The sequence below is a fragment of the Streptomyces sp. NPDC015131 genome, assembly GCF_043079975.1.
Lineage (GTDB): Bacteria > Actinomycetota > Actinomycetes > Streptomycetales > Streptomycetaceae > Streptomyces.
In genome coordinates, this window is sequence record NZ_JBIBVB010000006.1 from 435,423 (window position 1) to 454,068 (window position 18,646).

The window sequence follows — 18,646 nt, forward strand, 5'->3', positions numbered from 1 at the left end:
GGTGAACGCCCACACCCCCGACCCCTCCGGTCCCGGCCGCGTCGTCCTGCTCACCGCCAGCCACCGCGTCGCCCCCGGGCTGCTGTCCTGGCCCGCCTGGCGGACGCTGGGCGACGCCGACCGCGTCCTGTGCGCCGACGACGCCCACCCCCAGCTGCCGTACCTGCGCGAGGCGGGCGTCGCGGTGGAGATCGCCGCGCCCACCGCGCGGGAGCTGGTCGACGCCTGCGCCGGGGGCCGGACGGTGGTGGTCCTGGCGGCCGGCGAGGGCGACGGGGCGCTGACGGACGGGCTGGCCAGGATGGCGGGCTCCGGGCGGGTGGCCATGCCCGACCTGGAGCTGCTGCCCGGCTCGTACGACCTGCCCGGGGCCCGGCTGCTGGACCTCGTGGAGGTCATGGACCGCATCCGCCGCGAGTGCCCCTGGTCGTCGCGGCAGACCCACGAGGGGCTCGCCAAGTACGGCATCGAGGAGGCGTACGAGCTGGTCGAGGCCATCGAGGACGGCGACCGCGACGAGCTGCGCGAGGAGCTGGGGGACGTCCTGCTCCAGGTGGTCTTCCACGCGCGGATCGCCGAGGAGCACGAGGAGGAGCCGTTCTCGGTCGACGACGTGGCGGGCACCATCGTGGAGAAGCTGATCAACCGCCACCCGCACGTCTTCGGCGAGGAGCGCGCCGAGACGCCCGAGGAGGTCCGGGAGCACTGGCTGCGCACCAAGGCGGAGGAGAAGCGCCGGGCCTCGGTGACCGACGGCGTCCCGCTCGGCCAGCCGGGCCTGGCCCTGGCCGCCAAGCTGGCGAGCCGGGTCCGCACCGCCGGGCTGGACGTCCCGCTCCCGGCGGGCGAGGGCATCGGGTACGAGCTGCTGGCCCTGGCCGTACGGGCGGAGGCGGCGGGTGTCGACCCGGAGGCCGCCCTCCGCGCGGCCGGCCGCGCCTACCGCGACGCCGTCCGGGCCGCGGAGGGGCACTCCTCCTGACCGGTTAACGTCGGGGGCGTGACCGACCCGAACGCCGCCCCGGAACTCTTCACCTGGGAGTTCGCCACCGACCCGTACCCCGCCTACGCCTGGCTGCGGGAGCACGCCCCGGTGCACCGCACCACGCTGCCCAGCGGGGTGGAGGCGTGGCTGGTGACGCGGTACGCGGACGCCCGGCAGGCGCTGGCCGACCAGCGGCTGAGCAAGAACCCGGCGCACCACGACGAGCCGGCGCACGCCCGGGGCAGGACCGGCATCCCCGGCGAGCGCAAGGCCGAGCTGATGACCCATCTGCTCAACATCGACCCGCCGGACCACACCCGGCTGCGCCGGCTGGTGTCCAAGGCGTTCACGCCCCGCCGGGTGGCCGCGTTCGCCCCGCGCGTGCAGGAGCTGACGGACCGGCTGATCGGCGACTTCGCCGCGCGGGGGAGCGCGGACCTCATCCACGAGTTCGCCTTCCCGCTCCCCATCTACGCGATCTGCGACATGCTCGGCGTGCCCCGCGAGGACCAGGACGACTTCCGCGACTGGGCGGGAATGATGATCCGGCACGGGGGAGGGCCCCGGGGCGGGGTCGCCCGGTCGGTGAAGAAGATGCGCGGCTACCTGGCCGAGCTGATCCACCGCAAGCGCGACGACCTCGGCGACGACCTGATCTCGGGGCTCATCCGGGCCTCCGACCACGGCGAGCACCTCACCGAGAACGAAGCCGCCGCGATGGCGTTCATCCTGCTCTTCGCGGGCTTCGAGACGACGGTGAACCTCATCGGCAACGGCGTGTACGCGCTGCTGCGCCACCCCGGCGAGCGCGAGCGCCTCCAGGCGTCCCTGGCCGCCGGGGAGCGGGGGCTGCTGGAGACCGGGGTGGAGGAACTCCTGCGCTACGACGGGCCGGTGGAGCTGGCGACCTGGCGGTTCGCCACCGAGCCGCTCACCGTCGGGGGCGAGCGGATCGCCGCGGGCGACCCGGTGCTCGTGGTGCTCGCCGCCGCCGACCGGGACCCCGAGCGGTTCGCCGGGCCGGACACGCTGGACCTGGCGCGCCGGGACAACCAGCACCTGGGGTACGGGCACGGCATCCACTACTGCCTCGGCGCACCGCTCGCCCGGCTGGAGGGGCAGACCGCGCTGGCGACCCTGCTGACCCGGCTGCCGGACCTCCGGCTCGCCGTGGACCCGGCGGATCTGCGGTGGCGGGGCGGGCTCATCATGCGGGGATTGCGCACGCTCCCGGTGGAATTCACCCCGTACGCGAAGTGACGCCCGCTGACGGACCGTCAGTTCTGTGATCTTCGCGTGATCGGGGGTGCATCGACTTGTGACGAACGTTCGAATGCCGCTACGTTCACCGTCACCTCAGCAGTCACGCGAAAGGCAGCACCGCATGCGCTCCGGGAACGGCCGGCACCGACGACCTCGCCAAGCCCCCGCCATCGTCGTCGCGGCAGGGGTGACCGGATCCGCGATCGCCCTCCCGCTGCTCGGCGCCGGCTCCGCGACGGCGGCCGACGCCACCACATGGGACCGCGTCGCCGAGTGCGAGTCGGGCGGCATGTGGAGCGCCGACCTCGGCAACGGCTTCTACGGCGGCCTCCAGATGTCCCAGGAGACCTGGGAGTCGTACGGCGGCCTCGCCCACGCCCCGCGCCCCGACCTCGCCAGCCGCGCCCAGCAGATCTCCGTCGCCGAGAAGGTGTACGCCGCGACGGGCGCCAAGGCGTGGGAGACCTGCGCCCCGATCGCGGGCCTGGGCGGCGCCACCGCGGCCCCCGCCGACCCCACCGCCACCACCCCGGCGCCCGGCGCCACGGATCCGGCCGAGACGCTGGAGGACCCGGACGCGCCCGGGGCCACCGCCCCGGCCCGCCCCACCGACCCGGTCGGCTCCCTCCTGCCCGGCGACCCGGCGGAGCCCGCCGCGCCGCCCGCGTCCGGCACGCCGGGGACGCCCGCCTCGGGCACCGGCAAGCACCGGGGCGAGCCCGCCAAGGAGGAGACCCCGGCCACCGGCCCGGCCGCGCCCACCGCGCCGGCCGGCACCGCGGCGCCCACCGCCCCCGCCGAACCGGCGGCCCCGGGCGCGCCGGGCACCGCCACGGGCGAAACCGGCGACAAGCCCGCCGATCCCACCAAGCCCGCCGTTCCCGGCAATACGGACGACGAGCGTGAAACCGGTGCACACCCCTCCCGGGGCGACGGGGCGACCCGCGACCCGGGCAGCGTCGAGCCCGGCGCGTACACGGTCCGCCCCGGCGACAACCTCTCGGCCATTGCGGACGAGCAGGGCGTGGCGGGCGGCTGGGCCGCCCTCTACCAGGCGAACCAGGGCGTCGTGGGCGGCGACCCGGACCTGATCCTCCCCGGCCAGAGCCTGGAGCTGACGGCCGATCAGCCGTAGCCGCACACGGGGGTGTCGGGGCTTATGTCCCCTTCTGCGGGAGTGAGACATGAATCTCTTCACCCCCTCCGGCCGGCCGGGCGCGTCCGAATCGCCCAATCCGCCCGTCACCTGCGTAAACGCCCGTCAAGGGCAGGCGGATAAGGGTTGATTGACCCGGATGTCCGTCTTTGAACTTCGGACGGGTGTGCGTCTACGGTCGTGACCGCTCGCCACCGCGGGCCCCTTCAGCCGGAACGCCGAATCCTGCCGCCGGCCGGAGGGAACAGTCGTCGCGTCAGCGCCGAAGGCAGGAGCGGGGGACCCAAGGTAGGTGCCGGGGCCCGGCCATGGAGACATGGCGCGGGGACCGGCTAGGGGTGAAGCCGCGCGCACACCAGTGCCGTGCGGCCGGGCAGCTCACGCCCGAACCCGACAGCTCACCTCGCAGGCGTCGGTGAGGAGATGTCCCATGCTGTTCTCCGGCAAGGCCAAGCACCGTCGCCCGTCCAAGGCCGTCCGATTCGCCGCGTTCGCCGGTATCACCGGTGCCGCCGTCGCCGCCCCGCTGATGGGCGCCACCACCGCCTCGGCCGCCACCACCGCCGAGTGGGACAAGGTCGCCCAGTGCGAGTCCGGCGGCGACTGGTCCATCAACACCGGCAACGGCTACTACGGCGGCCTCCAGTTCTCGGCCTCCACCTGGGCCGCGTACGGCGGCACCGCCTTCGCCCAGACCGCCGACCAGGCGTCGAAGTCGCAGCAGATCCAGATCGCTGAGAAGGTCCTCGCCGGCCAGGGCAAGGGCGCGTGGCCGAGCTGCGGCGTCGGCCTGTCCAACGCCGCCTACGACGGCGGTGCCGAGCAGGCGCAGCCGCAGCAGGAGCGCAAGGCCGAGGAGCCCACCACGCGCAGCGAGCAGCGCACCGCGCCGCAGGCCGCCCCCAAGGCCGACGCCGCCCCCAAGGCCGAGTCGAAGAAGACCGTCACCACCCCGACCGGCAAGAAGGTCGAGAAGGGCGACGGCGAGTACAAGGTGAAGACCGGCGACACCCTCAGCACCATCGCCGCCGACAAGAAGGTCACCGGCGGCTGGGCGAAGCTCTTCGAGCTGAACAAGGACATCGTCGACGACGCCGACCTGATCTACCCGGGCCAGCAGCTCCACCTGAGCTGACCCGCCACCAGCCGCCCCGGCCCGGTGCGCCCTTCCCCCGTGCGCACCGGGCCGGGGTTTCCCGTCCCCGGCCCGCTCGCGGCGGGCGCGCCCGGGCGGGGGCCCGCCTGAGCGGCCCCGCGCACACTGCGACTACCGCTCGGTAACTTTCGCGGCGATTCGCCCGTAATGCCGTCCCATGAGCCCTTTTTCGTCCCAGGAGGCGGGCGTCGGCGGGCTCCGGCTCCCGGGCCGGTTAGGCTCTTGCCGCAAGGCCATAGACCCTGCACCACCACGCGTCACTACTTGCGTCACATCCCAGAAGGAGATGCTCGTGCCGTCCATCGACGTCGTCGTAGCCCGGGAAATCCTGGACTCCCGAGGCAACCCCACGGTCGAGGTCGAGGTCGGCCTCGACGACGGCAGCACCGGCCGTGCTGCCGTCCCGTCCGGTGCCTCCACCGGTGCCTTCGAGGCCCTCGAGCTCCGCGACGGTGACAAGGACCGCTACCTCGGCAAGGGTGTCGAGAAGGCCGTCCTCGCCGTCATCGAGCAGATCGGCCCGGAGCTCGTCGGCTACGACGCCACCGAGCAGCGGCTGATCGACCAGGCGATGTTCGACCTGGACGCCACGCCGGACAAGTCGTCCCTCGGCGCCAACGCCATCCTCGGCGTCTCCCTGGCCGTCGCCCACGCCGCCTCCGAGGCGTCGGACCTGCCGCTCTTCCGCTACCTGGGCGGCCCGAACGCGCACCTGCTGCCCGTTCCGATGATGAACATCCTCAACGGCGGCTCGCACGCCGACTCCAACGTGGACATCCAGGAGTTCATGATCGCGCCGATCGGCGCCGAGTCCTTCTCCGAGGCCGTGCGCTGGGGCGCCGAGGTCTACCACACCCTCAAGAAGGTGCTGAAGGAGAAGGGCCTCTCCACCGGCCTGGGCGACGAGGGCGGCTTCGCCCCGAACCTCGACTCCAACCGCGCCGCGCTCGACCTCATCCTGGAGGCCATCAAGCAGGCCGGCTACGCCCCGGGCAAGGACATCGCCCTGGCGCTGGACGTCGCCGCGTCCGAGTTCTACAAGGACGGCTCGTACGAGTTCGAGGGCAAGTCCCGCTCGGCCGCCGAGATGACCGACTACTACGCCGAGCTGGTCGAGGCGTACCCGCTGGTCTCCATCGAGGACCCGCTGTTCGAGGACGACTGGGACGGCTGGAAGACCATCACCGAGAAGCTGGGCTCCAAGGTCCAGCTCGTGGGCGACGACCTGTTCGTCACCAACCCCGAGCGCCTGGCCCGCGGCATCGACGAGAACGCCGCCAACGCCCTGCTGGTCAAGGTCAACCAGATCGGCTCGCTCACCGAGACCCTGGACGCCGTCGAGCTGGCCCAGCGCAACGGCTTCAAGTGCATGATGTCGCACCGCTCCGGCGAGACCGAGGACGTCACCATCGCCGACCTGGCCGTCGCCACCAACTGCGGCCAGATCAAGACCGGTGCCCCGGCCCGCTCCGAGCGCGTCGCCAAGTACAACCAGCTCCTGCGCATCGAGGAGATCCTCGACGACGCCGCGGTCTACGCCGGCCGCAGCGCCTTCCCGCGCTTCAAGGGCTGACCCCGGAGGGCTCGCGCCCCGGGGCCCGCGCCCCGCGGGCCGGCCCTTCCCCGCCCGGGTTACGTACGTCCCCGGCCACGGTCCCGTACCGTGTCCGGGGACGTATGTACGTGACGGGCAGGGGAGGCGGTGCACCACATGGCCCGGGACCGGTTCTCCACCGCGACCAGGCTGCGACTGCTCGGCGAGCAGACCGCCGCCCGTGTCTACCGCTCCCAGAACCGCCGCCAGGCCCGCCGCTCGCGGCTGACCGGCCGCGCGGCCTTCCTGGCGCTGGTGGTCTGCTCGCTGGTGGTGGCCCTGGCGTACCCGATGCGCCAATGGGTGTCCCAGCGCGCCGAGATCGCCGAGCAGGAGCGGCTCGCCGCCGAGGCCGGCGAGCGCGTCGAGCGGCTGCGCGACGAGAAGGCGCGGCTCCGGGACGACGCCTACATCCGGCGCCTGGCGCGCGAGCACCTCCACTACGTCCTACCGGGGGAGACCGGCTACACGGTCATCGACCCCGACGCGGTGCGCCGGCACCGCGACGACCAGGGCGCGGCCGACCGCCCCTGGTACTCCAACCTCTGGGACGGCGTCGACACCGCCGACCGCACCGATCGCGAGTAGAACCCAAGGCAGGCATGGAAACGCCCCCTCCGCAGACCGAACGCACCGAACCCACCGAGGCGGACGTCGCGGCGTTCAAGGAACAGCTCGGCCGCCCGCCGCGCGGCCTGCGCGCCATCGCGCACCGCTGCCCGTGCGGCAACCCGGACGTGGTGGAGACCGCGCCCCGGCTCCCGGACGGCACGCCCTTCCCCACCACGTACTACCTCACGTGCCCGCGCGCGGCCTCCGCGATCGGCACCCTGGAGGCCAACGGCGTGATGAAGGAGATGTCCGAGCGGCTCCTGACCGACCCGGAGCTGGCCGCCTCCTACCGCGCCGCCCACGAGGACTACCTCGCCCGCCGCGACGCCATCGAGGTGCTGGAGGGCTTCCCCAGCGCCGGCGGCATGCCGGACCGCGTCAAGTGCCTGCACGTGCTGGTCGGCCACTCGCTGGCCGCCGGACCCGGCGTCAACCCGCTGGGCGACGAGGCCCTCGCCATGCTGCCCGAGTGGTGGGCCAAGGGCCCCTGCGTGACCCCCTGCCCCGGCCCCGCGGCCGGTGAGGAGGACGCCCGGTGACCAGGGTCGCCGCCATCGACTGCGGGACGAACTCCATCCGGCTCCTCGTCGCCGACGTGGACCCCGCCACCGGTGAAGTCACCGACCTGGACCGCCGGATGACGATCGTCCGGCTCGGCCAGGGCGTCGACCGCACCGGCCGGCTCGCGCCCGAGGCGCTGGAGCGCACCTTCGCGGCCTGCCGTGAGTACGCCGACGTCATCAAGGAGTACGGCGCCGAGCGGCTGCGCTTCGTCGCCACCTCGGCCTCCCGCGACGCGGAGAATCGCGCCGACTTCGTCCGGGGCGTCCTGGACGTGCTGGGCGTGGAGCCCGAGGTCGTCACCGGCGACCAGGAGGCGGAGTTCTCCTTCACCGGCGCCACCCAGGAGCTGGCGGGCTCCGGGTCCGGCGAGTACCTGGTGGTGGACATCGGCGGCGGCTCCACCGAGTTCGTCGTCGGGGCGGAGCACGCCCGCGCCGCCCGGTCCGTCGACATCGGCTGCGTACGCCTGACCGAGCGTCATGTCCGGCACGACCCGCCGACGGAGGCGGAGGTGGCGGCGATCCGCGCGGACGTCGAGGCCGCGCTGGACCTGGCCGAGGAGACGGTCCCGCTGCGCGAGGCGGAGACGCTCGTCGGGCTGGCCGGCTCGGTCACCACGGTCGCGGCGATCGCGCTGGGGCTCGGCGCGTACGACTCGGCGGCCATCCACCGGTCCCGGATCTCCTACGAGCGGGTCGCCGAGGTCACCGCCCGGCTGCTGGCGGCCACCCACGACGAGCGCGTGGCGATCCCGGTGATGCACCCGGGCCGGGCGGACGTCATCGTCTCCGGCGCCCTGGTCCTGCTGGCCGTGATGGAGCGCGCCGGGGCCCGTGAGGTGGTCGTCTCCGAGCACGACATTCTGGACGGAATCGCCCTCTCGCTGGCCTGACCGGGCGGCCGGACGACAGTCCGTCGGAAAAGTTCGTGAAGTTCTTCACAAGGAAAAGGGCCCCGGGAGGGCCGATGGGGGCCCGCAACGGCCTCCGCGCCCCCTTCCGGGGCCCTTTCGCAGGCGTATCCCGCATCCAGGCCGGTGTTTCGCAGGCGTGAACTCCGATGGCGGTTCAGGGTTCATGGGCCTCACCGTCCCAGTTCAACGGGGGTGAACAATGTCCCCGGACCCCCGGTGGTTCCCCCCGGACCCCATGACCTGGGTCACGCGGGCCGCGCAGTGTAGCAGAGGTGTCCCCGGACCTTGTGAAGGGGCGCACGAGCAACCCCCCTCGACCGGGTGGATACTCGATGGCATGAGCACCACGGAGCGTCCCAGGATCCTCGTAGTAGGCGGTGGGTACGTAGGCCTGTACGCAGCTCGGCGCATTCTCAAGAAGATGCGCTACGGCGAGGCGACCGTCACGGTCGTCGACCCCCGGTCGTACATGACCTACCAGCCCTTCCTGCCCGAAGCCGCCGCCGGCAGCATCTCGCCCCGGCACGTCGTCGTCCCGCTGCGACGCGTGCTGCCCAAGGCCGAGGTACTCACCGGCCGGGTCACCACCATCGACCAGGACCGCAAGGTCGCCACGATCGCGCCGCTCGTCGGCGAGGCGTACGAGCTGCCCTTCGACTACCTGGTGATCGCGCTGGGCGCGGTCTCCCGCACCTTCCCGATCCCCGGCCTCGCCGAGCAGGGCATCGGTATGAAGGGCATCGAGGAGGCCATCGGCCTGCGCAACCACGTCCTCGAGCAGCTCGACAAGGCCGACTCCACCACCGACGAGGAGGTCCGCCGCAAGGCGCTGACCTTCGTCTTCGTGGGCGGTGGCTTCGCCGGCGCCGAGACCATCGGCGAGGTCGAGGACCTGGCCCGGGACGCGGCCAAGTACTACAAGAACGTGAAGCGCGAGGACATGCGCTTCATCCTGGTCGACGCCGCGGACAAGATCCTCCCCGAGGTCGGCCCCAAGCTCGGCACGTACGGCAAGGAGCACCTGGAGGGCCGCGGGGTCGAGGTCTACCTCTCGACGTCCATGGACTCCTGCGTCGACGGCCACGTGGTGCTGAAGAACGGCCTCGAGGTCGACTCCAACACCATCGTGTGGACCGCCGGTGTGAAGCCGAACCCGGCGCTCGCCCGCTACGGCCTGCCGCTCGGCCCCCGCGGCCACGTGGACTGCGAGCCCACCCTCCAGGTCAACGGCACCGACTACATCTGGGCCGCCGGCGACAACGCCCAGGTCCCGGACCTCGTCGGCCGCAAGGCCGGCAACCCCAACGCCTGGTGCCCGCCGAACGCCCAGCACGCGCTGCGCCAGGCCCGGGTCCTCGGCGACAACGTGATCTCCGGCATGCGGGGCTTCCCGCAGAAGGAGTACAGCCACGCCAACAAGGGTGCGGTCGCCGGTCTCGGCCTGCACAAGGGCGTCGCGATGATCGTCATGGGCAAGGTGAAGATCAAGCTCAAGGGCCGTCTCGCCTGGTACATGCACCGCGGCTACCACGGCATGGCCATGCCGACCTGGAACCGCAAGATCCGGGTCTTCGCGGACTGGACGCTCGCGATGTTCCTCAAGCGCGAGGTCGTCTCGCTCGGCGCCATCGAGTCGCCGCGCGAGGAGTTCTACGAGGCGGCCAAGCCGGCCCCGGCGGCGGCTCCGGCCGCGGCCAAGCCGGAGAAGGCCAAGGCGTCCTGACCCGGACACCCCCCGGTCCCGGCCGCTCGCGGCCGGGCCCGCCCCCGGCACCGCCGGGCTCCGTACGGTCCTGACGAGGGGCCGCCCGCCATCCGTGGTGCGGGCGGCCCCTCGCTGTATTGACGCCACGGTGGCGCGGGGTGCTTCGCGGGGGCGGCGCCGGGGGGCTGAGGAGGCGTCAGGAGCCCCGCACGGCGTACGGGCTCCCCCTTTTCGCCCACCTCCGCTGCCGCAGCGGGACTGCGCCCGCGCGCCCCGGGTGCTTTCGTGGTGTCGAGCATGTCGGGGACTCCTCACCACGGAGGTGTGCACCATGGCCGACGCCGCGTCGCGGCTCATCGCGCTCGCCGAGGAACTGCTGGGCGTTCCGCTCCCGGTCGCCGTCCGCGCCTGGGACGGCAGCCGGGCGGGACCGCCGGGCGCGCCCGTGCTCGTCGTGCGCCACCGCCGGGCGCTGCGGCGGCTGGTGTGGCGCCCGGGGGAGCTGGGGCTGGCCCGCGCGTGGGTGGCCGGCGAGCTGGACGTGGAGGGCGACCTCTACGAGGCCCTGGACCGGCTGGCGGGCCTGCTCTGGGAGCGCGACGACCCCCAGGCGCCCCCGCCGGCCGTGCGCCGCGTCCGGGACGTACGCGACCCGGCCCTGCGCGCCGCGGCCCGTGACCTGCTGCGGCTGGCCGGGCCGGGGCTGCCCCCCAGACCGCCCGCCGAGGAGGTCCGGCACCGCGCCGGGCCGCTGCACACCCGGGTCCGCGACCGGGCCGCCGTCAGCCACCACTACGACGTCGGCAACGACTTCTACGCCCTGCTCCTCGGGCCGTCCATGGTGTACTCCTGCGCCTACTGGACCGACGGCGGCACCCTGGAGGAGGCGCAGGCCGCCAAGCTCGGCCTGGTCTGCCGCAAGCTCGCCCTGAAGGAGGGCGACCGGCTGCTGGACGTGGGCTGCGGCTGGGGCTCCATGGCGATGCACGCCGCCCGCGAGCACGGCGCCCGGGTCGTCGGCATCACCCTCTCCACCGAGCAGGCCGCCCACGCCCGCAAGCGCGTCGCCGAGGAGGGCCTGACGGACCGGGTGGAGATCCGCGTCCAGGACTACCGGGACGTCAGGGACGGCCCGTACGACGCGATCTCGTCGATCGGGATGGCCGAGCACGTCGGCGAGGTCCGCTACCGGGAGTACGCCGACACGCTGTACGCCCTGCTCAGGCCGGGCGGCCGGCTGCTGAACCACCAGATCTCCCGGCGCCCCGAGCCGGACGGCGCCCCGCACCGGCTCGACGACTTCATCGACCGGTACGTCTTCCCCGACGGCGAGCTGGCGCCGCTCGGGCGCACCACGGCCACCCTGGAGGCGGCCGGTTTCGAGGTGCGGGACGTCGAGGCGCTGCGCGAGCACTACGCCCTGACCCTGCGCCGCTGGGTGGCGAACCTGGAGGGCGCCCGGGCCGAGGCGGAGCGGCTCACCTCGCCGGGCCGGGTCAGGGTGTGGCAGCTGTACATGGCGGCGTGCGCCGTCTCGTTCGAGCGCAACCGCATCGGGGTCAACCAGGTCCTCGCCGTCCGCACCCCCGGCAGCGGCGCCTCCGGGCTGCCGCTGCGCACCCGGGTGTGGGACGAGACCACCGCCCCGTGACGGCGCGAGGGCCGGGCTCCCGTACGGGAACCCGGCCCTCTGCCTCCCGCGGCGGGGGCTACTCGGTCTTGATGGCGTTCAGCATGTTCAGCCTCGCGGCGCTGCGGGCCGGCCACATCGCGGCCAGGACGCCCACCAGGCCGGCCAGCACCAGGAAGATCCCGATCCGGTCCCACGGGACGACCAGCGCGTAGCCCGGCAGCTCCGACTTCACGGTCTGGCCGATCGCCCAGCCGAGGAACGCGCCCAGGCCGATGCCGACCACCGCGCCGAAGACCGAGATGACCACGGCCTCCAGCCGCACCATCCGCTTCACCCGGCGCCGGTCCAGACCGATCGCCCGCAGCATGCCGATCTCCTGCTGGCGCTCGAAGACCGACATCGCCAGGGTGTTGACCACACCAAGCACCGCGATCAGCAGGGCCATCGCCAGCAGGCCGTACATGATGTTCAGCATCATGTTGATCATGCCGCCGAACTCGTCGCGGATGTCCTGCTTGTCCATGATGTTGATCGCCGGGTTCTCACCCAGGGCGCCGGCCAGGGCCTTCTCGTTGGCCGCGGTCTCGCCGCCCTCCATCTTGACGAAGATCTGCCGGATGTACGGCTTCGCCTCGTGCGGGCCGACCACCTCGGTGTCCACCAGGACCGGCGACAGGAACTCGCTGTCCTTGAAGATCGCGCCGACCGTCAGCGACTGCTTCTTCTTGTCCGAGAAGGTGACCGGCAGGCTGTCGCCGACCTTCCAGCCCTCCTTGGCGGCCGTCTTCTCGGCGACGGCGATCCGGCCCTGGCCGAGGGTGGCCAGCGAACCGTTCACCACCTCGACGTTCAGCACCCGCTCGACGTCCTCGGGGCTGATCGCCGACGCGGAGGCCCAGGTGTCGCCGATGTCGAAGTACGCGGCCTGCTGCGGCGACACGGCGGTCACGCCGGGGGCCTTCTCCAGGGCGGTCAGCGCGCTCTTGTCGAGGTCGCCGCCGCTGGCCATGGCGACCATGTAGTCGGCCTTGATCTGGCTGGTGGTCGTCTTGTCCACCGCGGCGCCGACCGTGGCGCCCAGCACCGACAGGCCGGTGACCAGCGTCAGACCGATGGCCAGGGCGGAGGCGGTGGCGCCGGTGCGGCGCGGGTTGCGGACCGCGTTCTGGCTCGCCAGCTTGCCGGACACCCCGAAGAGCCGGACCATCAGCGGCCGTACGAGGGCGATGACGGGGCGGGACAGCAGCGGGATCAGCACGATCACGCCGATCAGCGCGAGGAACGCACCGCCCGCGATGGTCCACCGGCCGTCGGAGCCGGCCGCGGCGCCCGCCACGATCAGCGCGGCGCCGATGGCGGTGATGGCCGCGCCGATGGAGTTGCGGACGACCAGCGACTTGGTGGTCGCGATCGCGTGGACGCTGCTCATGGCGGCGACCGGCGGGATCTTCGCGGCCCGGCGGCCGGGCAGCCAGGCGGCGAGCATGGTGATCAGCACGCCGACGCCCAGGGCGGACAGCAGCGGCGTCGTCCCGACGACCAGCGGCCCGTCGGGGACCTTCATGCCGAACGAGGCCATGCCGGAGCGCAGGCCGACCGCCAGCGCCACACCCAGGCCGAAGCCGATCACGGAGGCCACCAGGCCGACCACCCCGGCCTCGGCGAGCACCGAGCGGGTGATCTGCTTGCGCGAGGCGCCGACGGCGCGCATCAGCGCCAGTTCCTTGGTGCGCTGGGCGACCAGCATGGTGAAGGTGTTGGAGATCAGGAAGACCCCGACGAAGAGCGCGATGCCGGCGAAGCCCAGCAGCATCTGGTTGAGGCCGTCCAGCCCCTGCTCGATCTGCTTCGCCTGCTCGGCGGCGAGCGCGGCGCCCGTCTGGGCGTCGGCGTTCTCCGGGATCAGCGGCTTCACCGCGGCGAGGATCTTGTCGTCGTCGGCGCCGGGGGCGGCGAAGGCGGTGACGCTGGTGTAGTAGCCCGGCTTCAGGTAGAGCTGCTGGGCCACGGAGGTGTCGAACAGCACCAGGCTGCCGCCGGCGTTGACCGCGCCGTCGTCGGTGGTGAAGACACCGGCGAGGGTGTACTCCTTGACCGGCCCGTTGGTGGCGACGCGGACCCGGTCGCCGACCTGGTACTCGCCCTTGGCGGCGGTGTCCTTGTCCAGGGCGATCTGGTCGTCCTTCACCGGGCCGGAGCCCTCGGTGAAGGCGTAGGCCCGGTCCTTGCCGTCCTTGCCGGGGGCGAAGTTGGCGCCCTTGTTGGACCAGCCGACGCCGATCAGCTTGCCCTGCGGGTCGGCGACGCCGGCGAAGCCGTCCACCCGCCCGGTGACGGAGGCGACCCCGTCCAGCGCGCCGATCCGGTCGACCGTGCGCTGGGAGAGGCCCGGCTCCTGCGAGGCGTCGTCGGGGTCGGCGTACGAGGAGACGGCGACGGCGACGTCGTCGTAGCTCTTGGCCGACTGGTTGCGGAAGGCGTTGGAGAGGGTGTCGGTGAAGACCAGGGTGCCGGAGACGAACGCCACGCCGAGCATGACGGCGAGCACGGTCATCAGCAGCCTGGCCTTGTGCGCGAGCACATTGCGCAAGGCGGTACGGAACATGAGGTGTGAGTCCTGGGGTGAAGAGGGTCCGGCGGTCGGCCGCCGAGGGCGTCGGTCCGGGGCGGGCGCCCCGGCGGGGCGTCAGCTCGTGCGGCCCTTGGCGTCGAACTCCTTCATGCGGTCCAGCACGCCGTCCGCGGTCGGGCGGAGCATCTCGTCGACGATCCGGCCGTCGGCGAGGAAGATGACGCGGTCGGCGTAGGAGGCGGCGACCGGGTCGTGGGTGACCATCACCACGGTCTGGCCCAGTTCGCGTACGGAGTTGCGCAGGAAGCCCAGCACCTCGGCGCCGGAGCGGGAGTCCAGGTTTCCGGTCGGCTCGTCACCGAAGATGATCTCGGGGCGGGAGGCCAGCGCGCGGGCCACGGCGACGCGCTGCTGCTGGCCGCCGGAGAGCTGCGCGGGCCGGTGGCCCAGGCGCCCGGACAGGCCGACCATGTCGATGACCTTGGTCACCCACTCCTTGTCGGGCTTGCGGCCCGCGATGTCCATGGGGAGGGTGATGTTCTCCTGGGCGGTCAGCGTCGGCAGCAGGTTGAACGCCTGGAAGATGAAGCCGATCTTGTCGCGGCGCAGCTGGGTGAGCTGCTTGTCCTTCAGCGACCCCAGCTCGGTGTCCCCGATGCGGACCGAGCCGCTGCTGAAGGTGTCCAGCCCGGCCACGCAGTGCATCAGCGTCGACTTGCCGGAGCCCGAGGGGCCCATGATCGCGGTGAACTCGCCCTGGTGGAAGTCCACCGTGACCCGGTCCAGGGCGACCACCTGGGTCTCGCCCTGTCCGTAGACCTTGGACAGATCCGTGGCGCGGGCGGCCACCGCGGTGGCGCGGTAGGCGGTGGAGGTGGTGGTCACGAAGGGGCTCCTGTCGGGGACGCTGCTGTGAGGACCCCTCCATCGTCGGCGCCCGGCACCCCCCGGGGCGTCCCTCCGCGAGCCCGTATCCATGGCCGCCTGGAGTCGGACCGGGCGGGCGGCCCCTCCTCCTGAGGTATGACGGGAGCCCTGAGAGGCGGCCGGGTCACCGGGGGCGGCGGCGGGGCCCCGGCGGAGCCCTGGGCGGACCCCTCGGCGGGGTGCGGTCCGCCGTCGACTTTCCGTCATTCCTCTGCGGGGCCTTTTCCGCCTGGGGGCCGGTCGGCCCTGCCGGGACACGCCGCCCACCAGGGCTGACGCACCCTCAGGCGTCAATAAAACAAGACAACATCGTGCCACCGTTCCGCTGTTCGGGGGACGCGCCCCGATAGGCTCATGTGCCAACGCGTAGCCGCGGGGTAACGCCCGGATGGTGGAATGCAGACACGGCGAGCTTAAACCTCGCTGGCCTTCGGGCCGTACCGGTTCGAGTCCGGTTCCGGGCACTCCTGATCCCCATCACGGGAGCGGTCCCACAAAGAAACCGGACGACCGGCAGGATTCGGCCAGGCACCAGTGTGACAGGAGGGAAAGATCCTCCCCCAGCACTAGGGTGTTTCTTTTGCTTGCCCATTACTCTTGTTCCAAGGCCGCGCACGGCGGCCATGGAGGAGTGAGATGAGGAGCAGCAACCCGGTCTTCTCGCGACGGGGGTTCAGCCGCGACAACGGCTATGCGGGCTTCAACGCGCAGCAGCCGCAGGCCGGGGGCCCCGCCGCTGGAGCGAACCCGTACGCGACCAATCCGTACGCGACGAACCCGTACGCGACCGACCCCTACGCGCAGGGCGCCCCCCAGGGTGCCCCCGCCCAGGCCCCGGCGCGCCCCGGGGCGATGACCATCGACGACGTGGTGTCCCGCACCGCGATGACGCTCGGTACGGTCTTCGTCACCGCGGTGCTCGCCTGGTTCCTGCTGCCGGTCGACCCGGCGAACCTCGGCACGTCGTACGGCATCGGCATCGGCGCGGCCCTCGTGGCCTTCGTCTTCGCCATGATCCAGTCCTTCAAGCGCAAGGCGTCGCCGGCGCTGATCCTGCTGTACGCGGCCTTCGAGGGCGTCTTCCTCGGCGTGATCTCCAGCGCCGTCTCGACGTACGTCTCGCCCGGCGTCGTCCCGCAGGCGGTGCTCGGCACCATGGCGGTCTTCGCCGGTGTGCTGATCGCGTACAAGATGCGCTGGATCCGCGTCACCCGCCGCTTCTACGGCTTCGTGATGGCGGCGGCGCTGGGCTTCGTCCTGCTGATGGCGGTGAACCTGCTGTTCGCCGTGTTCGGCGGCGGTGACGGCCTCGGCTTCCGCAGCGGCGGCCTCGGCATCCTGTTCGGTGTCATCGGCATCATCCTCGGCGCGTGCTTCCTGGCCCTCGACTTCAAGCAGGTCGAGGACGGCGTCACCTACGGTGCCCCGCGCGAGGAGTCGTGGCTGGCGGCCTTCGGCCTCACCATGACGCTGGTGTGGATCTACCTGGAGTTCCTGCGACTGCTGTCGATCCTCCAGGGCGACGACTGATCGTCCGCCGTCCCTGCACGGGACGGTACGAAGGGCCCGTCCGGCGACCGCCGGGCGGGCCCTTCGCCGTGCGGGGGCCCGGCCCTCAGAGGAGCTTGCGGGCGGCCCGCCTCAGGTCGTACTCGTGGATGATCGCCTTGGCGTGCCCGTAACTGAGGTCGTGCTCGCCCCGGAGCCAGCTCACCTTCTCCTCGAAGCGGACGAGGGAGGGGCCTTCCTCGACGGTGCGGAGCCACTCGGACACTTGCCGGCCCGTGCAGTGGGGAATGCGGGAGAGCAGATTGCGGTGGGTCTCTTCGGAGAAGACATGGGACATCGGCGCCTCCGGACGCTTCTGCGCGTGTGGTCCTTCACGTCACCGTGCCCGAGCGTTCGCCCGTTGGCAACAGTCCGGCGACGGCGCGTAGGGTCGCGGGGTGCTCGATACGACAGAACTGACCGCCGCCGCCGAACGCTTCGCCGACCGGCTGCGGGCCGCCCCGCAGAGCCGCCTCCAGCGGGGCGCGGCGGCCGAGGGGCTGGCCCTGGCCAGGGATTTGGCCCGGCGGGCGCAGCGCCTGGAGGAGCCGGGCACCCCGCCGCGGACCATGCCGGACGCGGGGGTCTTCGCGGTCGGGGACCAGCTGGTGGTGGCCGCCCGCGACTTGGCGGAAATCCTCCGCGCCGGGCCGGGCGCCGCCGGGCCGTCCCCGGAGCGGCTCCGCGCGGAGCTGGCGGACGCGGTGGCGGCGGTGCGGCGGGCCGCCGCTACAGCGACGCTATGACGCGGTCGGCGAGGATGTAGACGTTCTCGGCGTCGTCGCCGCTGCCGCAGGAGAACGTCAGCGCGTACGCCCCGGAGATTCCCGAGCCGCCCAGCAGCACCGGCGCCTCGCCGTCGCGCAGCGCGTCCGCGAGCCGCTCGGCGGTCTCCCGGTGCCCCGGCGTCATGCACAGGGTGGTGCCGTCCGCGAAGACGTACACGTCCAGCGTGCCGAGCGGCCCGGGCCGTACGTCGGTGAGCGCCGTGCGGGTCTCGGCCAGCTCCTCCAGCCGCGAGACGGTCCGCTCGTGGTCGGTGACGACGGGCGTCTGGACGGGGACGAAGTCGGGGTGCGAGGGGTGCCGCCGGCGGGCCGCGGCCAGCTCGGGGGAGTCCTCGGGGTACGGGTTGTCGGTGATGCCCGCGGTGCCGGTGATCCCCGGGATGTCGGGCAGCTCCGCCAGGGCGTCCAGGTCGTCCGGGGCGGCGGCGCCGTCGGCGTACTCCGCGCGCTCGGCGCCCAGGTCCAGGGCGTCCAGCGCGTCCATGGCCTCCAGCCCGGCGAAGTCCGCCTGGCGCGGCAGGAAGAACGGCCCGCCCGGCCCCGCGGGGGCCTCTCCCGGCGCGCCCGGCCCGCTCAGGGTGCCGAACCCGCCGAACAGCGCCCCGGGCCCGTCCGAGGCGTCCCGCGCCTCCTGGGCGGCCCAGAAGGCCCGCGCCTCGGCCAGCTCCCGCTCCCGCTCCTCGGCGAGCGCCTCGGCCACGGCCGACCGTATGTCCTCGGTGGTACGGGCGTGGGGCACCGTCGGGCCCCGGTCGGCGGTCCGCGAGGCGGCGAGCTCCGCGCGCAGCGCGGTGACCTGCCCGCGCAGCCCGTGGGCGGCATGCAGGGCAGCGGCGCCCACGGCCGTGGCGGTGGCCGTGGTCAGCAGCAGGGCGAGAGACATGGCGCTCACTGACTTACTCCCGGTTTCAATCGATCCCCCGCACTTCCTACATCAGCTTGACCTGCCCCCGCGCCCCCTGTCAGTGCATTACGTCACGAACAGGACAGGTCTTTGGCCTCGTGGGTTTCCGGGATGCCGAGCCTGACCTGCACAAACGAATCTCCCCCGGGAGATAGGTCACATCCTGGGGGAGATTCGGTCACGGCTGGGACGCGAGGGGGTTGAGCGGGACGGCCCCTACCCTCCGCCACGGTTCGGCTCGGTTCAGTTGAGTCCGGCTCGGCTCAGTTCGGCTCGGTTCAGCTCAGCCGCGCGTTTTGTTGGTCGCGCTGTGCTTCGCGACCGCT

Annotated in this window: 16 protein-coding genes, 1 tRNA gene and 1 riboswitch; of the genes, 13 read left to right on the plus strand and 4 right to left on the minus strand. The window is 72.7% G+C overall.

Annotated elements, in window-relative coordinates; all coding sequences use genetic code 11:
- Nucleotide 1 precedes the first annotated feature (1 nt).
- The 10 genes from ACF08D_RS25235 (at nt 2) to ACF08D_RS25280 (ending at nt 11,599) form a co-directional block, all read left to right on the plus strand.
- Nucleotides 2-982 carry a nucleoside triphosphate pyrophosphohydrolase gene (locus ACF08D_RS25235; protein WP_392225439.1) on the plus strand — a complete coding sequence of 327 codons (981 nt, stop codon included), beginning with the start codon at nt 2-4 and terminating at the stop codon, nt 980-982.
- A gap of 18 nt (nt 983-1,000) precedes the next feature.
- Nucleotides 1,001-2,245, plus strand: coding sequence for a cytochrome P450 (locus tag ACF08D_RS25240; RefSeq protein ID WP_392225440.1), 1,245 nt, complete (start codon nt 1,001-1,003; stop codon nt 2,243-2,245).
- A 190-nt stretch (nt 2,246-2,435) separates the two neighbouring features.
- Complete coding sequence (locus ACF08D_RS25245) at nt 2,436-3,383, plus strand: transglycosylase family protein (RefSeq protein ID WP_392225442.1); 948 nt, start codon at nt 2,436-2,438, stop codon at nt 3,381-3,383.
- A gap of 271 nt (nt 3,384-3,654) precedes the next feature.
- A riboswitch (cyclic di-AMP (ydaO/yuaA leader) is annotated at nt 3,655-3,831 on the plus strand.
- A gap of 3 nt (nt 3,832-3,834) precedes the next feature.
- Entirely contained in the window at nt 3,835-4,539 is a 705-nt protein-coding gene (locus ACF08D_RS25250; protein WP_392225443.1) for a transglycosylase family protein, read from the plus strand.
- A 313-nt stretch (nt 4,540-4,852) separates the two neighbouring features.
- Nucleotides 4,853-6,133, plus strand: coding sequence for a phosphopyruvate hydratase (eno, locus tag ACF08D_RS25255; protein WP_392225445.1), 1,281 nt, complete (start codon nt 4,853-4,855; stop codon nt 6,131-6,133).
- A 138-nt stretch (nt 6,134-6,271) separates the two neighbouring features.
- On the plus strand, nt 6,272-6,742 hold the full coding sequence (locus ACF08D_RS25260; protein WP_392225446.1) for a septum formation initiator family protein: 471 nt from the start codon (nt 6,272-6,274) through the stop codon (nt 6,740-6,742).
- Between the two features lie 14 nt (nt 6,743-6,756).
- Nucleotides 6,757-7,305, plus strand: coding sequence for a DUF501 domain-containing protein (locus tag ACF08D_RS25265; protein WP_392225448.1), 549 nt, complete (start codon nt 6,757-6,759; stop codon nt 7,303-7,305).
- Nucleotides 7,302-8,222 carry an exopolyphosphatase gene (locus ACF08D_RS25270; protein WP_392225449.1) on the plus strand — a complete coding sequence of 307 codons (921 nt, stop codon included), beginning with the start codon at nt 7,302-7,304 and terminating at the stop codon, nt 8,220-8,222. Before ACF08D_RS25265 ends, ACF08D_RS25270 begins: the two co-directional genes overlap by 4 nt.
- A 358-nt stretch (nt 8,223-8,580) precedes the next feature.
- On the plus strand, nt 8,581-9,966 hold the full coding sequence (locus tag ACF08D_RS25275; RefSeq protein WP_392225451.1) for an NAD(P)/FAD-dependent oxidoreductase: 1,386 nt from the start codon (nt 8,581-8,583) through the stop codon (nt 9,964-9,966).
- Between the two features lie 313 nt (nt 9,967-10,279).
- Nucleotides 10,280-11,599: a class I SAM-dependent methyltransferase gene (locus tag ACF08D_RS25280; RefSeq protein WP_392225452.1), complete on the plus strand. Its 1,320-nt coding sequence runs from the start codon at nt 10,280-10,282 to the stop codon at nt 11,597-11,599.
- A 58-nt stretch (nt 11,600-11,657) separates the two neighbouring features.
- On the opposite strand, the gene ACF08D_RS25285 is transcribed toward ACF08D_RS25280, so the two are convergent.
- Together ACF08D_RS25285 and ACF08D_RS25290 are read right to left on the minus strand one after the other, a co-directional pair.
- Entirely contained in the window at nt 11,658-14,186 is a 2,529-nt protein-coding gene (locus ACF08D_RS25285) for an ABC transporter permease (protein ID WP_392225453.1), read from the minus strand.
- Nucleotides 14,187-14,267: 81 nt separating this feature from the next.
- A complete protein-coding gene (locus tag ACF08D_RS25290) occupies nt 14,268-15,038 on the minus strand; it encodes an ABC transporter ATP-binding protein (RefSeq protein WP_392225455.1) in 771 nt (256 codons plus the stop codon).
- Nucleotides 15,039-15,462: 424 nt separating this feature from the next.
- Between ACF08D_RS25290 and ACF08D_RS25295 the strand changes: the two genes are divergently transcribed.
- Nucleotides 15,463-15,544: transfer RNA gene (locus ACF08D_RS25295), tRNA-Leu, on the plus strand.
- A 172-nt stretch (nt 15,545-15,716) separates the two neighbouring features.
- On the plus strand, nt 15,717-16,610 hold the full coding sequence (locus ACF08D_RS25300; protein WP_392225457.1) for a Bax inhibitor-1/YccA family protein: 894 nt from the start codon (nt 15,717-15,719) through the stop codon (nt 16,608-16,610).
- 85 nt (nt 16,611-16,695) lie between these two features.
- Here the strand turns inward: ACF08D_RS25300 and ACF08D_RS25305 are convergent, their stop codons facing one another.
- On the minus strand, nt 16,696-16,926 hold the full coding sequence (locus ACF08D_RS25305; protein WP_126889288.1) for a DUF4287 domain-containing protein: 231 nt from the start codon (nt 16,924-16,926) through the stop codon (nt 16,696-16,698).
- A 100-nt stretch (nt 16,927-17,026) separates the two neighbouring features.
- Here ACF08D_RS25305 and ACF08D_RS25310 point away from each other — a divergent pair, with 100 nt between their 5' ends.
- The gene (locus tag ACF08D_RS25310) at nt 17,027-17,374 is read left to right on the plus strand and encodes a hypothetical protein (RefSeq protein ID WP_392225459.1); all 348 of its coding nucleotides are present in this window, start codon (nt 17,027-17,029) and stop codon (nt 17,372-17,374) included.
- Here ACF08D_RS25310 and ACF08D_RS25315 read toward each other — a convergent pair.
- Nucleotides 17,358-18,299, minus strand: a complete 942-nt coding sequence (locus ACF08D_RS25315) for a hypothetical protein (protein WP_392225623.1) — start codon at nt 18,297-18,299, stop codon at nt 17,358-17,360. The two genes, ACF08D_RS25310 and ACF08D_RS25315, sit on opposite strands and share 17 nt — an antisense overlap.
- Nucleotides 18,300-18,646: the final 347 nt, after the last annotated feature.

What these genes read in the sequence shown, in the direction of transcription:
- ACF08D_RS25250 (WP_392225443.1), top strand. Translation starts at nt 3,835, where the DNA reads ATGCTGTTCTCCGGCAAGGCCAAGCACCGTCGCCCGTCCAAGGCCGTC.
- ACF08D_RS25260 (WP_392225446.1), top strand. Translation starts at nt 6,272, where the DNA reads ATGGCCCGGGACCGGTTCTCCACCGCGACCAGGCTGCGACTGCTCGGC.
- ACF08D_RS25265 (WP_392225448.1), top strand. Translation starts at nt 6,757, where the DNA reads ATGGAAACGCCCCCTCCGCAGACCGAACGCACCGAACCCACCGAGGCG.
- ACF08D_RS25275 (WP_392225451.1), top strand. Translation starts at nt 8,581, where the DNA reads ATGAGCACCACGGAGCGTCCCAGGATCCTCGTAGTAGGCGGTGGGTAC.
- ACF08D_RS25280 (WP_392225452.1), top strand. Translation starts at nt 10,280, where the DNA reads ATGGCCGACGCCGCGTCGCGGCTCATCGCGCTCGCCGAGGAACTGCTG.
- ACF08D_RS25285 (WP_392225453.1), bottom strand. Translation starts at nt 14,186, where the DNA reads ATGTTCCGTACCGCCTTGCGCAATGTGCTCGCGCACAAGGCCAGGCTG.
- ACF08D_RS25300 (WP_392225457.1), top strand. Translation starts at nt 15,717, where the DNA reads ATGAGGAGCAGCAACCCGGTCTTCTCGCGACGGGGGTTCAGCCGCGAC.
- ACF08D_RS25305 (WP_126889288.1), bottom strand. Translation starts at nt 16,926, where the DNA reads ATGTCCCATGTCTTCTCCGAAGAGACCCACCGCAATCTGCTCTCCCGC.
- ACF08D_RS25315 (WP_392225623.1), bottom strand. Translation starts at nt 18,299, where the DNA reads ATGTCTCTCGCCCTGCTGCTGACCACGGCCACCGCCACGGCCGTGGGC.